The organism is Komagataeibacter xylinus, assembly GCF_031081985.1.
GTDB classification, from domain to species: domain Bacteria; phylum Pseudomonadota; class Alphaproteobacteria; order Acetobacterales; family Acetobacteraceae; genus Komagataeibacter; species Komagataeibacter xylinus_E.
Window position 1 is genome coordinate 418,049 of the sequence record NZ_JARWSK010000001.1, and the last position, 16,141, is coordinate 434,189.

The window sequence follows — 16,141 nt, forward strand, 5'->3', positions numbered from 1 at the left end:
TCCTTACAGGCGAAGGGGAAGCACGCCTTAGCCAAAGCGGAAGCCGGACAGTGCCTTGCCCATGATCGTATCACTGTAGTCACGCCTGCCAAGGTCATTTCCTGCCGCCCCGGCGGCGAAGACCAGCGGCAGAAGGTGCTCTGGCGTGGGGTGGCAGATACGCGCGCCCGGTGCCTGCGCCCAGTGGGTCAGGGCCTCGGCGCGGATGGGGGGCGGGGATTCCACCGCCCGCGCAAGCCATGTGTCGAACGCGCGCGAAGGGGCATCGGATTGCGGGTCGCGCCCCATCAGGTGGCGCACGTTGTGGTAGCTCATGCCGGTGCCCACGATCAGGATATTGCGCGCCCGCAGTGGCTGCACGGCGGCCCCCATGTGCAGGGTATGGGCCGCGCTGCATTCACGCGGGAGCGAGAGTTCCACCACGGGAATATCCGCCTGCGCGAAGGCCAGCATGAAGGGAATGAACACCCCATGGTCAAACCCGCGCCCGGCATCGGCCTCACCGGGCATGCCCGCGCGGGCCAGCAGGTCAAGCACCTCGGCAGCGAGCGCGGGTGCGCCGGGGGCGGGGTATTGCAGGTGGTAGGTGTGGGGTGGAAAGCCGTCATAATCATAGATCAGCGGCGGGTGCGCGGCTGAAGTCACCGTTGGCACCCCCGTCTGCCAGTGGCCGGACATGACCACGATGCCATCGGGCCGGGCAGGCAGGGTGGCGGCAATGCCGCGCAGATGGGCGGCCATGTGGTCCCACGTATCGGGCCAGTCCATGAAAAAGCACGGTCCACCGCCATGCGGCACGAACAGCACCGGCTGGCGGGGTGGGGATGGTTCCATGAGGGCGTTCTCCCGCTGTCGGGTCATGACAGGATGCTGTTTGAAAATAACCTGTTTCGGAAAAAAGTCTCAGGTGGCGCGTCTGTTCACCAGAAACGTTTTTGACACCATGCAGGTTCTCTCAACGGCAGGCCATGCGGAGCGCACTCATGGCAGACAGGGCCGGATAAGCAATACCGGCCCTGTCACGGGATTTTACTTGCCGCAGCTTTTTTCGAACTCGTTATGCACGTCCTGCTCGTTGATTTTTATTTCTCCGCGATAGACCGACTGGGGCTTGAGGTCCACGCGCGCGCCGCCAACCGTGACGGTGGTGTCGGAATTGATTTTCCACTCTCCCGAAGGCTCCTTGGACACGGACTTGCAGTAATCGGGGTGGCCCTGTGCGAAGGCCGGGGTGGCCAGCGCGATGGCTGCTACGGTGGCGAGAATGGAAGCAGAGCGGATCATCATGGTCAGTCTTCCTCATTTATTTGCTGGTTATTGTCGATTCATCGACCTGATGAGTGTGCATGGGTAAATGTGGCGAGTGTTTGGCAACAAAAAGTTACAAACCTCATATTCAGGATAGGGCCGTCCCGCTACCGCTCAGAATTTGATCTGGAAAAGCGACATGACGGCATGAAAATGCTCAGGCGCCCTGCCGCCGTTTTCCTGCCCGTATTCATACTGCACGGTGGTGCGGATGATGGCGGTGGGCCACCAGTTCAGGGCGAGCGAGCCAGTCTGCTGGCTGCCGCCATGCACGGTGGCTGAATCCAGATTGACCTCGGAATAGCGGGCCGCGACTTCCAACACGCCATAGCCGTTGCACAATACATCCTGCCCCCGCGCGCATGTGGGGGAGGAAAAGGCGGCGCTACGCCCTTTCCACTGGCGCGGCGCGCCATTGATCGTATAGGCCAGCATGCCATACCAGCCATGAAAATTCAGGTTCTGGCTGCCAGCAGCAGGGCTGGTGTCGAGCATGATGTCATAACCCTCGCCCTGAAACAGCAGCCGCTTCCACGCCACGGCGACCTCCGCGCCAAAGGCCCCGGCGGATGTGGCGGCAAGGCGGCCGGTATTGAGGTATTTCGAGACCGTGCCGGTATTGAGTTCAGGGTTGTCAGATAAGGCAATGGCCGGGGGGCTATGCGTCATGGAAGCCGGGCGGAACACCCATTCCCCCGAAATGCCGGCATGCACCACCACGTCATGGCTGCGCACCGGCAGCCCCACAAGGCGGAAGGCCATGGCGCGCTGGTTGCCATCCTCGCCCGGGCCTGCGGTGCCAGCCGTGGCGGAAAGGGCAAAATGGTAGCGCCTGCCATAGGCCTCCGCCTGCACGGCCTGGCGTTCGATACCGGTGGCGAGGTTGCGGGTAATGGTGGAAATGCTGGAGCGCTCGACAAAAACCGTATCGCCCTGCGCCTGCATGGATTCAAGGCCAAAGCTGGGTTTGAAGATACCGGCGGTAAAGACGAAATGCCTCAGCCCCGTATAGGAGACCTGCCCCTCGAACAGCCGCATGGGGCCATTGGGGGCTGGCCCGAAATCCCATATCGCGCCAATTTCCACCTGGTCATGGATATTGACGCGCACGCCGTTGCGCAGCCGCGCCCCGCGCGCGCCGGTGCCGGGGTGGGCGGGGCCAGCCGAGACAAAGCCCCCCGTATCAAGCTGGTCGGTGGCATAGGGCCGGATTGTCACGCCATGCAGCCTGACCACGGGCACGCTCTGGGCATGCGGGGCCGCCACCGGCACACAAGCTGCCGCCATTGCCACCGAGAGGGATGCCAAGCATCCGGTTTGCAGCCGACATGCCAAGGTGCGTGCTTTCTCCAGCCATGACCGATGGGGCGGGATAGCATGACAGGCAGGGCAGGGTATCTATCAAAAAATTGCGTGGACGGCCCGCGCGTGGGTGAAGGTTACGTGATGACCGGCCTGTCATTGACCACGCGCCCGTCCACCGCGCAGGCCTGCTGATGCTCGAGCGGGTGGTCACTGGCGCGCAGCACCCTGCCGTGGCGTGTCGTGCCAAAACCGGGCTCATAACGGCCTTCGGTCCACACGGGCTGGCCCGCAATCATGACGTGGCGCACCACGCCTGTGGGGCGGTTGATGACCTGTCGGCAGCCAAATTCGGAGCGGTGCACGAATTCATAGGTTTCCTCCGGGTTCCATCGCCGCAGGGCCTCGGGGTCGATCACGCACAGATCGGCCTGCGCGCCCACCCGCAACCTGCCTGCGTTGAGGTTGAAAAAGTCAGCCGGCAGGCCGGTCAGGCGGTGGATGGCAAGCGCCACCTTTTCGGGCCCGTCAGGCTCGGCGATCTTGAGGAAGCGCAGGTTACCATCATAAAACGCGATATTGGCCAGATGCGCCCCGCTATCGTTGAATCCGGGCAGGGTCTGCGGGTTGAACAGCAGCTTTTTCAGTTGCGCGGGATTGCGGTTGGCGAAAGTGGTTTCCCACCGCAGGTCCGTATCCCACTGCCGCAGCAGGTGCAGGAGGAAGGTGGCATCATCGCGCACGGGGTCGGGGAAGGTGGCGAAGAATGCAGCCTCCGCCGTATTGGCGGCACCCTGGCGGCCCTTGGTGTGCTGCCAGCGCACAAGGCGCTCATAGGGGGCAAGCAGCGTCTCGCCCTGCCAGTTGGCAAGCGGGCATTCGGCCACTTTCATGTCGGCCAGGCTGCGGGTCAGCACGGTTTCTTCCTGGCGCATCAGGCGGCGCAGGCGGTCGAATGTCCAGCCAGACTTGCCCTTGAGCCACATCTCGCGAAAGCCCGCGATCCATTCCGGGTCGTTGAGAATGCGCGCCCGCCCCGCGCGGTCATCAAGTTCGAGTTCATTCAGGGCGCGCAGTTGCGGTATTTCATCGGCAATGGGGTTGATCGCCCCGTCACTCCAGATGCGGAACGAGGCGGCCAGCACCTGAAAGCGGAACATGCCGCCGAGCAGCCTTGAATTGAGTATGGCCGAGAGCATGAGACACATCGAGACGGCAGCGCGGTTGGTCTGCAGGTCGATCGCGGCGAGCACCGTGGTCTTGAGCGGGCGGCCAAACAGCCTGCCGCTGGTGAGCAGGAAGCTGCGCACGGCATCGACAATATCATCCTTGGGCGGTGTGGCCTGCCACACGCGCCCGTAGCGGCGCACGACCCCGGTCAACTGCTTCAGTTCGCGGAAGCTGGCATATTGCGTGGGAATCTTGCGTTTCTTGTGCGGGTCGTTCGCCAGGAAATGAAAGGGCAGGGCATCGGTTGAAAAACCGGCATAACCCTGCGCCATGCCCGCATCGACCAGCCGCTCCATGCGCGCGCGCTCGCGCCGTGTCGGGCGGCGCGAGATGGAATCGCGCAGGCCCATCACTTCGATGCGCAGCATGGAATGCGGAATGAGCGGTACCACGTTGGGGCCAAGCTTCAGGCCCGAAAGATGATCGAGATAGCTTTGTGAATCCGACCAGTCACATGCATCGGCCACCTTGGCCAGCACGCTCTTGGGCATGTTCTCCACGCGGGCAAAGCAGTCCACGATCGGGTCTTCACCCTCGCGGCGCTGGTTGCCATAGGTCACGCCAATGGAGCAGTTGCCGATCACGACCGTGGTGGTGCCGTGGCGCACGACTTCGGGCAGGGCGGGGTCGAGTTCAAGCTCGAGGTCGAGATGGGTGTGAATGTCGAGCAGGCCGGGCATGAGCCACAGGCCGTCGCAGTCGATCTCGGTCGTGTGGCTGTCGGCAACCAGCATATGGCCTATGGCGGAGATCCTGCCCGCTGATACGGCGATGTCGGTTCGGGTGGGGCTTGCGCCCGTGCCATCGAAAAACAGCGCATTGCGGTAGATGGTATCGGGCACGCAGGTCTCCAGGGGGATAAAAGGCAGATAACATGACGGGACAGTATTGCGGCGTATTGATGGCATTGCCCCGGCTCATACCCCTGTTTCAACCGCCAGCGGGGCGCAGGGTTGCACGCCGGGGTGCTTGCGTAAACCACCGTAACGTCAGGATCGGCGCAATACAGGCTGTTCACGCGCAGGGCGGGCCGCTATGCACACCCCCTTGGTCGATGGGCGTGGGGCAGGACAATGATGGCGATGGATGTCGGGACAGGGCGAACGTACGGGGTAGGCGCATGCTGACGCGGCTTTTTCCCGTCTGGGCGGTGCTGGTTTCGCTCGCGGCCGTTCTGGTGCCCGGCCCCTTTTTGCGCGTAACGCCCGCCATTACCCCGTTGCTGGCCTTCATCATGTTCACCATGGGGGTCACCCTCACGCCTGCTGATTTCGCACGCATCGCGCGCAGGCCCGCGCCGGTGCTGGCGGGGGTGGGGCTGCATTACCTTGTCATGCCACTTGCGGCATGGGGTATTGCGCACATGCTGCGCATGCCGCCCATGATTGCCACGGGCATGGTGCTGGTGGGCTGTGTCTCGAGCGGCACGGCATCGAATGTCATGATCTATCTTTCACGCGGCGATGTGGCGCTTTCGGTCAGTATCAGCACGCTGTCCACGCTGGTGGGCATCATCGCAACCCCGCTTCTGACCCGGCTTTATGTTTCGGCGGGCGTGAGCGTGGATAGCTGGGGCCTGTTTCGTAGCATCATGGAGATGGTGGCCCTGCCGGTGTGCGGCGGTGTTGCGGTCAATACGCTGTGCCCGCGCTTCATCCGCCGCATCTCGCCCGCGTTGCCGCTGGTGGCCATGGTGTCGATCATGATCATCATTGGCAGCATCGTGGCTGGCGTGCGGCCCGCCCTGGCCAGTGTCGGCCCCATCGTGCTGCTGGGCGTGATACTGCATAACGCCATCGGGCTTGCGGGCGGTTACTGGGGGGGCAGGCTGCTGGGCTTTGATGAAAGCGTATGCCGCACGCTGGCGCTGGAAGTGGGCATGCAGAACTCGGGCCTGGCCGCGACACTGGGGCGGGTCTATTTCTCGCCGCTGGCAGCGTTGCCCGGCGCGGTCTTTTCGGTCTGGCACAACATATCCGGCTCGGCGCTGGCGGCTTTGTGGGCCGGGCGGCCGCCCCGCAAGTCGGAATAACCTTCCGGGTGCAGGCCGCGACAGGGCGGAGCATGCCGCAACACATGCCCCGCCCGTATGGGATGGTCAGGGCATGGGTGTTGTGTTCGGCGTGTGGAACAGCAGGAACAGTGCTACGATCAGGATGATGATGGGCAACAGCCCCAGCCCGTTGAACCCCGTACTTCGGGGGCCGCCGTACCAGCCGGAGCGATAGCCATACCCACCCCCGCCAATGGCGAAGATGATGAGTGCGATGATAAGAAGAGTCAGCATGGGATGTACTCCGCAAAATGCCTGCTGACCCAACGTGGTCCCATATGGATGGTTCCGCCAAGCTGCCGGTGGCACAGGGGCGTTTTCCGTTTTTCAGTACTGCATGCCTGTTGGGCAACCGGCTCAGACAACAGGGGTAGGCAGGGGTTTGCCAGTAAAGTGGGCGGCAAGGTTGGCTACCACCAGTTGCCCCATGGCCAGCCGGGTTTCGACCGTGGCGCTGGCGCGGTGGGGTTGCAGCACGGTGCGCGGTGATGCGCGCAGGGCCTCGGGCACGTCGGGTTCATGCGCAAAGACATCCAGCCCCGCGCCGCCCAGCGTGCCTGCCGCCAACGCGGCCACCAGTGCTGCTTCATCCACGATCGACCCGCGCGCGATATTGATCAGCACGCCATCCGGCCCAAGGGCCGCGAGCACGGGCGCATTGACCAGATTGCGCGATCCTGCGCCCCCTGATGCCGCCACAACCAGCGTATCCACGCCCTGTGCAAGCGTGAGCAGGTCCGGCACGAACACGCAGCCCGGCAGGTGCATGTCATGGCGGTCGGTATAGGCAATGGCCATGTTGAATGCCCGTGCCCGCGCGGCTATGGCCTGGCCCACATGCCCCATGCCAAAAATGCCCATGCGGCGGCCCGATACCCTGTGGCCCAGCGGCGGGGCCGGGTCGTGGCCCCATGCGCCCGCGCGCACGTAGCGATCCGATTCAGGCAGGCCGCGCAGCAGCGACAGCAGCAGCCCCATGGCCATGTCCGCCACGTCATCGGTCAGCACGCCCGGCGTGGTGGTGACCCGGATGCCCCGCCTGCGGGCTTCAACCAGATCGACCGCATCGGTGCCAATGCCGTTGATGGCGATGATTTCAAGCCCCGGCAGGCTGTCCATCACCGCACGGGGCACGCCCGTGCCGCCCCCGGTGGCAATGCCGCGTATGCGCCCGGCCACATCCGCCGCCACCCCGGCAGGCCCAGGCCGGTACACGACATAAGCGGCCTCAAGCTGTTTCTCGATGGCGTCCATCATGGGTTCAAGCAGCAGGATTTCGGGCTTCATGGCCATGTCTTCCGCAGGGTCAGGCAAGGTGGGCATGCACCGTGCCAATGGAGGGAAAGCTTGCGCGCACATCGGTGTCATGCACCACGAACATCGTGCCGGTTGTCGAGCCGGTCGTGACCAGGCACCCCGCCTCGATGCCCGGCCCACGCCGCGCGGCATGATTGGCCAGCCACACCAGCAGGCGCAGCGGGTCACCCGCACTGTTGCCGCCCACATGCTCGACCACCGTGCGCCCGTTTATGGTCAGGCTGACGGGCTCGCCGGTGGGGTTGACGCCGCGCCAGTCCGCAAGGCCGGGGCCTGCGATCAGCGCGCCATGGCTTTGGTGGTCGGCGGTGTGGAGCAATTTGTGCTGCGAGCCGGGTTTTTCAAACCGCGTATCTACAATCTCGATCATGGGGTGGATCGAGCCGATGGCCGCCATGACCTCATCCGCCGTCCATTCCGCCGCGCGTGGGGGGAGGGCCTTGGCAAAGCGGTAACCGATTTCGGCTTCCACGCCCAGGTGGCGGCAGACATAGGCGGGCACGGTATCGCCATCTTCAAAGATCGTGGCGGCATGGATGGGGGCTGCGAACGGCTCGGACTGCGGGGTTTCGGCGCCCACCTTCCACCCCCGTATTGGCCCGAGATGCAGCCCCACCGCATCCTGCACCGCATAGGCATCGGCCAGGGTGCGCGGGGTCAGCGCTTCATGCACGCTGGCGAGAGGATCGGTTTTGCGCTGCCTGACCGCAAGAAACAGGTCGGCCAGACTGGTCGGGGCAGAAGGGGGCATGGGGTCTCTTTTCCGGGTCGCCGTTATGTTTGTGACCGGCATGGTGGCATATCGCCCCGCGCAAGACCATACATCCCCCCCGTCCGTTTACTTTTGCAGGCACACGGGCAACGGTGCCCTTGTGCGCATGAGCATGGAACCTGCCACCATCACGGCCATATTGACCGCCACGCCAATAAAGCCCGGATTCATACCCCACAGGTCCAGCGGCCACGCCATCAGCCCGACACTGACAATAACCCCCGCGATCAGGCCCGCCACAACGGCCTCGCCCTTGATGCCCCTGAAGAACAGGAAAGCCAGGACCACCGGAATAAGCTGGCTCTGTGCTGCGTAATACAGGTTGATGACATGCGAAACCAGTTGTGAGGAAAGTGATGCCCCTGCAACCGAAAGCAGCAGGTAAACCGCAACCGTAAGGCGCGTGCCGCGTCGCTGCTGGTCTTCATTGAGGTTCTTGAGCAGGTTGCGGGTCATGATGGGCCCGATGGCGATGCACAGCCCCGCCAGCAGCACCAGCCCTGACAGCGCCGCCCCTGCCACCACGATGCCGACCAGCCAGGGTGAGAAGAGCGCACGCGCCAGCGCCATGAACACGTCATTGGCGGAATTGACGGGGATGTTGCTCCATTTGGCGAAACATGTGGCAATGATAAGCACGGGAAACATGAGCATGTGCAGCGGCATCAGGATCTGGTTGCGCCGGATGGTCCGGTCCGAGCGCGCGGTAAACAGGAAGGTGAAGCTCTTGGGCGCAATATTGAACGCCACGGCCTGCATGATGATGGTGGTGATGGCAAAGACCTGCTCATGCGCGTCAAGGCTTGTGGCATGGAATGCGGTAGGTTTTACATGGCCCGTCGCCAGGTTCCAGATCGCCACGCCGCCCACTGCGATGACCGAAAGCAGCAGGATCCCGTCCTTCATCACCGATACATAGGCAGGGGCGCGAATACCGGCAAACGCCACGTAACAGAAGGCAAGCAGGGCGGCGCAGCCCAGCACGCTCCATTGCGGCAGGTGAATATCAAGGCTCTGCAACGCCAGGATGAGCCCGGTAAACTGCATCTGGCCCACCGGTAGCATGATCAGCAGACAGAAAATGCCGAAGATAATCTCGAGCGCCCGGCTGTTGAAATGCGCACGGATCAGGTCGGGCAGGGTAATGGCGTCGTACTGCCTGCCAGCGCGCCATATCCATGGGTTCAGAAAATAGCCCACGCAGTAACCCAGTAGCATGTAGCCCAGAAACCACACCATGGAAGCCGGGCCATGCGCATAGATGCCACCGGGCAGGCCAATGACGGTGCCAATGCCGTAACTTTCACCCACCGACAGGAAGAACAGCAGGAAACCGCCAAAGCCGCCCGATGCAATGAAAAACTCCTTCGCGCTCGCATGCCCATGCCCGCGGGCAGCAAACAGGGCGAGCGCCAGTGAAAGCGCGATAACGATGGAAAAGGTCAGTAAAGCCATGGTGTCAGCCTTTTTCGTCGGTGCGCGCGTCAATGAAATACCAACTGACCGCCATGCACAGGCTGGACAGGAAAAGCCATGCGAACACCCACCACATGATGATCGGCAGCCCGATGAACACCCGGGTGCTGTTGCCCAGCATGGGAATGGCGCCAAGCACCGCGACAGAGGGCAGGACCAGGCCGCACAGCACCGAGAGTATGTTTTTCAGCATGGCATGTTTCCCGCCAGTTGCATGTGAAGGTATTGCCTTATTTCAAAATCAGAACCGGATCGATGACTTTATGTAATAATATCCGCCAAAGAACCCGTAAGGCGACGAATAGGGATAGATGAAGGCTCCGGAATAGGATGCCGCCGCCGCCTGTGACGTATGGTTGGGATAATAATTGAACAGGTTGTTGGCACCCGCCGCGATATGCCACCGGTCAAATACGTTGTAACCGACCTCAAGGTTGGTGATGTAGCCCGGCCGTGTCAGCGTCCAGTCCTTGGTGGCAAGCGAGGGAGAGGCGATGAACACGGTCTGCCCGTAACGCTGCTCCTGCACCGAGACCGACAGCCTGCCGATATTCCACAGCACGCCCAGCGTTTCACGGTTGCGGGGCGAGGAATCCAGCAGCACGCTTTTCGCCACGTTGTTGAAATAGCTCAGGTTGAGGTTCTGCAGCACCGAGGGCGTGGCATTATAGCTGCCGATCTCGGTATCCGAGAAATTCACGCCAACGTTCACGCGCACCGTGCCCGCGTGCCTGGGGTGGAAAGTATAGTCGAGATTGACATCGCCACCATTGGTGACTGTATTGACCGGATTGGCGAAATACTGGACATACTGCACCCCGTTGATGCCCTGGCCTGCAAGGATGTTCTCCACTGCGCTGCCGCCGAATTTGGTTGTATTGGCGATACGGTCATTGATGGCGATACGGTACAGATTGGCGGTAATATGCATGTTGTTGACGGGCGTTGAATCAATACCGATGCTGTAGCTGCGCGAATACTCGCCAGACAGGCCGCTGGAACCGAGCGCGCGCGCACCATTGCTGTTGCTGGGCAACTGGGCCGAGGCATAGGTGGGCGAGGTAATGGTCAGGTAATAATTCATCTCGCCAAGCGTAGGCGGCCTGTATCCGGTGTTGAAATTGGCGCGTATGGCAAACCGTCTGGTAAAATTGTAGCGCGTCGCAACAGAACCGGTCTCGACCGTGGCCATGCTGGAATAGCTGGCCACGCGCCCGCCGAGCGACCATTCCCATTTCGGGGTGAGGTAAAAGTCGAGGTTGGCATGCCCCTCATAGATATCGCGTGAGGTGGCGCTGGCATTTTCAGGCGATGTGCCGATATGGCCCGATGCGCCTGCCGTGGTCGGGTTGCCGGCATGGGGGCCATCAAGGATGGCCACGCCACCATTGGCCCAGGACTGTGTCTCGCCCGCGATCAACTGGTAGCTTTCATGGCGGTAGTCGCCGCCAAATTCGAAGTTGATGGGCTTGGGCAGCAGCGCGGTATTGAAATTGCGCGAGATCTTGAAACCTGAATCGAATTCCGAGTTGACGTAGGAGCCATCATAAAAATTCTTCTGCGAGGCCAGGCCGTAGGTCGGATTATCAGAGTTGAGGGTGCTGTCGCGCTCGTCATCGCGGCCGAAGGTCACAAACGCATCCCAGTGCCATGCCTTGCGAAAGCTGCCCCGCACGCCACCCGTTACCTCGAAATCGTTTTCCGTCATGCCCATCTGCGGCGCGAAACCAAGCGGATAAAGGGCCCGCACGGTGGAATCATTGGACTGGGTCCGTACGGCCTGGGGAGTGGTGACATCACGGTGGGAATATGTGTCGGTGGTGTAGAGTTCCATGTTGTGGCCCAGCGGCAGTGCACCGTTCATGCTGAATGTTTCGAGCATGGTGCGGCCCGAGCCGAGAATGCGGTTGATGTCCGTGCCCATTGCCGCAGCCCGGGGGTCGGGGCTGCCATTGGCCAGTGGCAGGAAGGTCGATCCGGTATAGGGGCCCGAGCGGTTTGCAGGCTGGGTGTGGGTGACCTGCCCTGCGAAGTCGAGGTAACCGCCGGAATGCCCCAGCTTTACGGCATAATCTGCCGCACCATCCACGCCCACGCCATCACCGGCATAATAACCGCTATCCTGTATGGAAAATGAGCCGCCCGAGGTATTGTGCTTGAGCACGATATTGACCGCGCCCGCAATCGCATCCTGCCCGTACAGCGCGGTTGCCCCTTCCTCGATGACTTCCACATGATCGATGGCGCTCATGGGAATAAGGGCGAGGTCGGCCGGTTCCGTTCCGTAATTGGGGCCTGAGTTGATGTTGACGTTGGAACTGCGGTGGCGGCGCTTGCCGTTGACGAGGATCAGCGTCTGGTCGGCCGAGAGGTTGCGCAACTGCATGGTGCGCACGAACCCGTTGGCACCAATGCCGCTGAAAGAGGGCGAACTGACCGAGGGCGCAAGCTGTTCAAGTGCCGCAATCACATTCGTCTGGCCGGTATTTTTCAGTTCATCGGCTGAAATGACCTGCACGCTCGTGGTGCTGTGCTGGCGGGTGCTGACCGATCCCGCGCGGTTGACCGTCTGGCTGCCCGTAACGGAAATGCTTTCCGCCTTTGCGGACGGGCTGGCCTGCAGCGCCTGTGCCCTGGCCTGTGTGCCCGTCGTGGCCGTGGCGGCTCGGGCAGTGGCGCCCTCCGTGGCGACCATGCCAGCCAGGACAGTAGTTGTAAGAACAGTTATGCGATACCCTGACATCCCGGCCTCCTGTTATCCAGACTTCATGACTGTGATGAATTTGCAAGTTATTACAGTATCGTAATGATGTGGGCGCAAAAATATGCAGCCGTAGCCATGGGTTCAGGATGAACCCATGGCTGCCGTTTCCGTAACGGGGGCGTCCGCATCCGTCCATTCATCGCCCTGCAGGTCCGGCACGGCAAAGTTGCGCAGGTTTTCAAAATGGATGGCGCGATCTTCAACAAACAGGCTGCGCACCACCCCGCGCGCCAGACGGTCGGCGCCATCACTGATGGCGGGAATGTCACCACTCACCTTGCCATGTGACAGTGTTGCGGGGAACGTGAAGCAATAGACATGCTTCAGGCCGGGGCAGGCACCGGGCACGTTTTCCTGAAACGAGAAATCGGGCGCCAGGTCCGGCGAGGCCTTGAGTTCCATATCGGCCTTTCCCTCAAGCGACCCATCGGCAGGCGGCACGAAGCGCTCTCCCCAGAAGCGGATGAAGGGGGCGATCTTCTCCAGTTCCGGGCGGGATTTGATATCGACCCAGAAACCGGTTGCGAAGATGATGAAATCCTCATCATACGTGCCTTTGGGCGTGGTCAGGCGCACATGCCCGCCTTCCTCGGCCAGCGTGCGGATCGGGCTGCCCAGATGGAAATGGGCGTTCGCATGCCGTGACACGCGCAGCACGCTGGCGCGTGGCGGCGGCGTCTGGGCCGAGAGCGTGTAATCAAGGAAGCGCCATTTCCATTCATCAGGCAACCCGGCAAAGCCATGCACCACGCCCTGGCTGCCGATGCCGTTGAACTTGTGCACGCGCGGGAAGTCGGGGCGGCGCACAAACATGTCCAGCCGCCCGCAGCCGGTCTCGAGTGCCGTGGCGGCGTTATCCATGGCCGATGCGCCCCCCCCGATTACGGCAACCCGCTTGCCCTTCAGCGCCGCGAAGTCGATGTTTTCCATCGAATGGGCCCAGTAGCGCTTGGGTATGGTCCGGGCGATGGCGGGAATATAGGCCCCGCCCATGCCATCACGCCCGTTGGCCAGAACAACCCGGCGTGCCAGCATCGTTTCTTCCCCGGTGCCGGTTGTAATCGTCAGGCGCACATAATCGGGGTTGCCTGCATCGATCATTTTAACTGTCGTGTCGTTGCGCACCGGCAGTTCCAGAACCTTGCGCACCCAGACCAGATACTCCATCCACATCGCGCGCGGAATCTTGTCGAGCGCGCGCCATGCCTCCAGCCCGAACCGGGCTTCATACCAAGCCCGGAAGGTCAGCGCGGGCAGGCCCATGGCGGGCCCGGTCAGGTCCTTGGGCGAGCGCAGGGTTTCCATGCGGGCGTAGGTGATCCACGGACCTTCCCGGCCTGCGGGCGCGCGGTCAAGCACCACCTGGTTATGAATACCGTAGCGTTTGAGCATCGCGCTGGCCGTAATGCCTGCCATGCCGCCGCCAATCACCACGACATCCCATATCCGTTCGCCGTCCACCGTGCGGGGGGGCACCCATTCCTTTGCCGGGATCTGGAGCCATTCCATATCCTGCCGCAGGCGCGCTTCAAGCGCGGGCAGGCCGGATGGGGAGGCGGGTTTGTGTGCCGTATCGTGCATGAGCAATTCCTTTTACAAGGTCACGTTGGTGCCGGAGCAGGCATCGGGGTCAAACTGGCGGCGCATGATTTCTTCGAGGCGGGAGAGGGGGTGTTCCATGAAATCAGGCAGCATGGCGGCGGCTGTCTCGCGCAGGGCATCGGACAGGCGCGCCAGCAGGGGCGAGAGTGGCCGCCCGCCCGAAGAAATGGCGCCAAAGTAAAAGGGGATGTCGATATCAAGGGGCCTGATCACGACCCCTTCAATCGGCAGGCCCCAGGCCGAGACCGGATCAATGACCGCCACACCCAGCCCGGCGCGCACGGCCGCGAGGGCAGTCACGCTGGCGTTCGTGTCGATCATGGAATCAGCTGAAAGGCCTGCAGCGCGAAACGCGGCATTAATGCGCGGCCGCAGGCGGAACGGGTTGGCCGTGGCGATGAGGTGGTGGTGCTGCAGATCGAGCAGGCGCACCTTCTTGCGTTTGGCCAGCGGGGCATTGGCGGGAAGGGCCGCGACGCAGGCTGCTTCCCCGATCCACTGAATATCGACGCCGGGATTATCGATAGGCAGGCTGGAGACGCCAAAATCGGAATTGCGCGAACTGACCGCCTGGACCACGCTTTCGGCGAGCATGGAATGGATCTGTATCTTGCGCGGAACGACGTCGCCATCTGTCATCCGCACCAGTGCCTGCGGCACCAGTGAGGCGCAGATGGCGGGAATGGCGGCGATGTCGATGGGACTGACCTCGCTCAGGGCAATGGCTTCGGCACGTTCCTTGATGTGGTTCAGCCCCATGAGGAAGCGTTCGACCTCGGCATGGAACTGCACCCCCTGATCGGTGGGGAAGATGCGCGGACCATTACGGTACAGCAGCGGAAAGCCAAGGTTGGTTTCCAGGTCCTGTATGGCCCGGCTCATTGTGGATTGCGAACGCCCCAGCAGGCGGGCAGCATTGGTGATGCTGCCGGTGGACATGACCGCCGCAAACGCATCGAGCTGTTTTATGTCGAGAGTCTCAATATCCATATTTGCATAGTAAGATGCGCATCATGATAATCAATAATAAAATGCAGCATGCGGGCATTTAATGTATTGCGATGCAGGAAGCGCATGATAGCCTGCGCCCATACCCCACTGTCGCTCGCCTGCGGGCAGCGGCCCATCAAGAAGTGGAAAGCAATGTCCAACCCATTCTCGACATTCGGTTCTTTGTCGGAACGATCCTGTTCCGCTGAGGTAAAGGCGGCGCTGGCGGAACGCGCGAAGATCATGCAGTTGTGTGATGCCAGCGGGCAGGCCGTCGTCACCCCCGCCGCGTGCGGCAACCTGCCCCATGCCCAGCGCTGCGCCATTGCCATCCGCATTGCGCGGGCCAATGGCAGTGAAGAACTGGCCACGACATACGCTACCCTGCTCGCCACCATGCAGCCCGCCCCCGCGGTCGCGGCCATTGCGGATGGTGCCGGGGGTGCGGATGCGCGGGAGGCGGCCATCCTGTCCTATGTTGATACGGTTACGCTCACGCCAGCCAAGGCCAGCCGTGCGCATATTGATGCCCTGCTGGGCGCGGGCCTGACCGATAGCGACGTGGTCAGCCTGGCCGAACTGGTCGCGTGCATCAATTTCCAGGCCCGCGTGCTGGCAGGCGTCCGCCTGGTCGAGGAGACATTCGCATGAAGCCCGTTACCCGCTTTACCACCGACACGCTTGGCTGGGAGCCGTACATCACCCCGGTGGATTATGACACGGCAACCCCTGCGCAGCGCGAGGCTCTGCAGGAAACCCCTTCGCACCGCAAGGTCTCGAAATACACGCTCACGCTCGCGCATGACCCCGAGAGCCTGAAATACCGCTCGCCGCTGTTCAACCTGATCATGTACGGCAAGGCCGGCCTGCCACGCGCGGAGCGCGAACTTGCAGCGGTGGCGACATCGGTGGTGAACCACTGCATTTACTGTGGCTCGGTCCATGCCGCGCGTTATATCGAGCTGACAAAACGCCCTGAGGTGATGGATGCGATCTTTACCGATGGCACCAAGGCTGAAATCGATGAATATTCACAGGGCCTGTTCGACTTCGCGGTTGCCCTGTCCAAAACGCCGGTTGCGGCCACGCAGGCTGACATGAACCATGTGCGCGATCTGGGCTTTACCGCCCTGCAGGCGCTCGACCTTGTGCTGGCCAGCGCCATTTTTGGCTGGGCCAACCGGCTCATGCACACGCTGGGGCAGGCAGTGGAACCTGCCGAATCCTGAAAAAAACGGATAGAAGTTTTTGGGTGCCGCCTTTTTTCAAAAAGGCGGCATTATTTGAAGCTTTTTGAAAAAAGTCTCACCAGAAACCTTGTTCTGTT

Annotated in this window: 16 protein-coding genes; 3 read left to right on the forward strand and 13 right to left on the reverse strand. The window is 62.0% G+C overall.

Features of this window, described 5'->3' with window-relative positions; all coding sequences use genetic code 11:
• Window positions 1-27: 27 nt before the first annotated feature.
• The 4 genes from QEG70_RS02015 to QEG70_RS02030 form a co-directional block, all read right to left on the reverse strand.
• Window positions 28-834, reverse strand: coding sequence for a DODA-type extradiol aromatic ring-opening family dioxygenase (locus tag QEG70_RS02015; RefSeq protein WP_308719110.1), 807 nt, complete (start codon window positions 832-834; stop codon window positions 28-30).
• 195 nt (window positions 835-1,029) lie between these two features.
• Window positions 1,030-1,287, reverse strand: coding sequence for a hypothetical protein (locus tag QEG70_RS02020; RefSeq protein WP_240906385.1), 258 nt, complete (start codon window positions 1,285-1,287; stop codon window positions 1,030-1,032).
• A 135-nt stretch (window positions 1,288-1,422) separates the two neighbouring features.
• Window positions 1,423-2,595, reverse strand: a complete 1,173-nt coding sequence (locus tag QEG70_RS02025; protein ID WP_308719434.1) for an OprO/OprP family phosphate-selective porin — start codon at window positions 2,593-2,595, stop codon at window positions 1,423-1,425.
• A 152-nt stretch (window positions 2,596-2,747) separates the two neighbouring features.
• Window positions 2,748-4,682: an N-acyl-D-amino-acid deacylase family protein gene (locus QEG70_RS02030; protein WP_308719111.1), complete on the reverse strand. Its 1,935-nt coding sequence runs from the start codon at window positions 4,680-4,682 to the stop codon at window positions 2,748-2,750.
• A gap of 278 nt (window positions 4,683-4,960) precedes the next feature.
• Here QEG70_RS02030 and panS point away from each other — a divergent pair, with 278 nt between their 5' ends.
• Window positions 4,961-5,872 carry a ketopantoate/pantoate/pantothenate transporter PanS gene (gene panS, locus QEG70_RS02035; protein ID WP_308719112.1) on the forward strand — a complete coding sequence of 304 codons (912 nt, stop codon included), beginning with the start codon at window positions 4,961-4,963 and terminating at the stop codon, window positions 5,870-5,872.
• Between the two features lie 66 nt (window positions 5,873-5,938).
• Here the strand turns inward: panS and QEG70_RS02040 are convergent, their stop codons facing one another.
• The 9 genes from QEG70_RS02040 to QEG70_RS02080 form a co-directional block, all read right to left on the reverse strand.
• Complete coding sequence (locus tag QEG70_RS02040) at window positions 5,939-6,127, reverse strand: hypothetical protein (RefSeq protein ID WP_308719113.1); 189 nt, start codon at window positions 6,125-6,127, stop codon at window positions 5,939-5,941.
• A 123-nt stretch (window positions 6,128-6,250) separates the two neighbouring features.
• The gene (locus QEG70_RS02045; protein WP_308719435.1) at window positions 6,251-7,180 is read right to left on the reverse strand and encodes a 2-hydroxyacid dehydrogenase; all 930 of its coding nucleotides are present in this window, start codon (window positions 7,178-7,180) and stop codon (window positions 6,251-6,253) included.
• 19 nt (window positions 7,181-7,199) lie between these two features.
• Window positions 7,200-7,961: a 2-keto-4-pentenoate hydratase gene (locus tag QEG70_RS02050; protein ID WP_308719114.1), complete on the reverse strand. Its 762-nt coding sequence runs from the start codon at window positions 7,959-7,961 to the stop codon at window positions 7,200-7,202.
• Window positions 7,962-8,048: 87 nt separating this feature from the next.
• A complete protein-coding gene (locus tag QEG70_RS02055; RefSeq protein ID WP_308719115.1) occupies window positions 8,049-9,437 on the reverse strand; it encodes a sodium:solute symporter family protein in 1,389 nt (462 codons plus the stop codon).
• A 4-nt stretch (window positions 9,438-9,441) separates the two neighbouring features.
• Window positions 9,442-9,651: a DUF3311 domain-containing protein gene (locus tag QEG70_RS02060; RefSeq protein WP_308719116.1), complete on the reverse strand. Its 210-nt coding sequence runs from the start codon at window positions 9,649-9,651 to the stop codon at window positions 9,442-9,444.
• 48 nt (window positions 9,652-9,699) lie between these two features.
• Window positions 9,700-12,153, reverse strand: a complete 2,454-nt coding sequence (locus QEG70_RS02065) for a TonB-dependent receptor plug domain-containing protein (protein ID WP_308719117.1) — start codon at window positions 12,151-12,153, stop codon at window positions 9,700-9,702.
• Between the two features lie 150 nt (window positions 12,154-12,303).
• On the reverse strand, window positions 12,304-13,803 hold the full coding sequence (locus tag QEG70_RS02070; RefSeq protein ID WP_308719118.1) for an NAD(P)/FAD-dependent oxidoreductase: 1,500 nt from the start codon (window positions 13,801-13,803) through the stop codon (window positions 12,304-12,306).
• A gap of 12 nt (window positions 13,804-13,815) precedes the next feature.
• Window positions 13,816-14,814 carry a LysR family transcriptional regulator gene (locus QEG70_RS02075; protein WP_308719119.1) on the reverse strand — a complete coding sequence of 333 codons (999 nt, stop codon included), beginning with the start codon at window positions 14,812-14,814 and terminating at the stop codon, window positions 13,816-13,818.
• Window positions 14,790-15,059 (reverse strand): hypothetical protein, encoded by a 270-nt coding sequence (locus QEG70_RS02080; RefSeq protein ID WP_308719120.1) that lies wholly within the window; start codon window positions 15,057-15,059, stop codon window positions 14,790-14,792. Before QEG70_RS02080 ends, QEG70_RS02075 begins: the two co-directional genes overlap by 25 nt.
• Here QEG70_RS02080 and QEG70_RS02085 point away from each other — a divergent pair.
• Both QEG70_RS02085 and QEG70_RS02090 read left to right on the forward strand, forming a co-directional pair.
• Window positions 15,058-15,465, forward strand: coding sequence for a hypothetical protein (locus QEG70_RS02085; protein WP_308719121.1), 408 nt, complete (start codon window positions 15,058-15,060; stop codon window positions 15,463-15,465). The genes QEG70_RS02080 and QEG70_RS02085 overlap by 2 nt on opposite strands.
• Window positions 15,462-16,043: a peroxidase-related enzyme gene (locus QEG70_RS02090; protein ID WP_308719122.1), complete on the forward strand. Its 582-nt coding sequence runs from the start codon at window positions 15,462-15,464 to the stop codon at window positions 16,041-16,043. The genes QEG70_RS02085 and QEG70_RS02090 overlap by 4 nt, the downstream gene beginning before the upstream one ends.
• The last annotated feature ends 98 nt before the right edge of the window (window positions 16,044-16,141 follow it).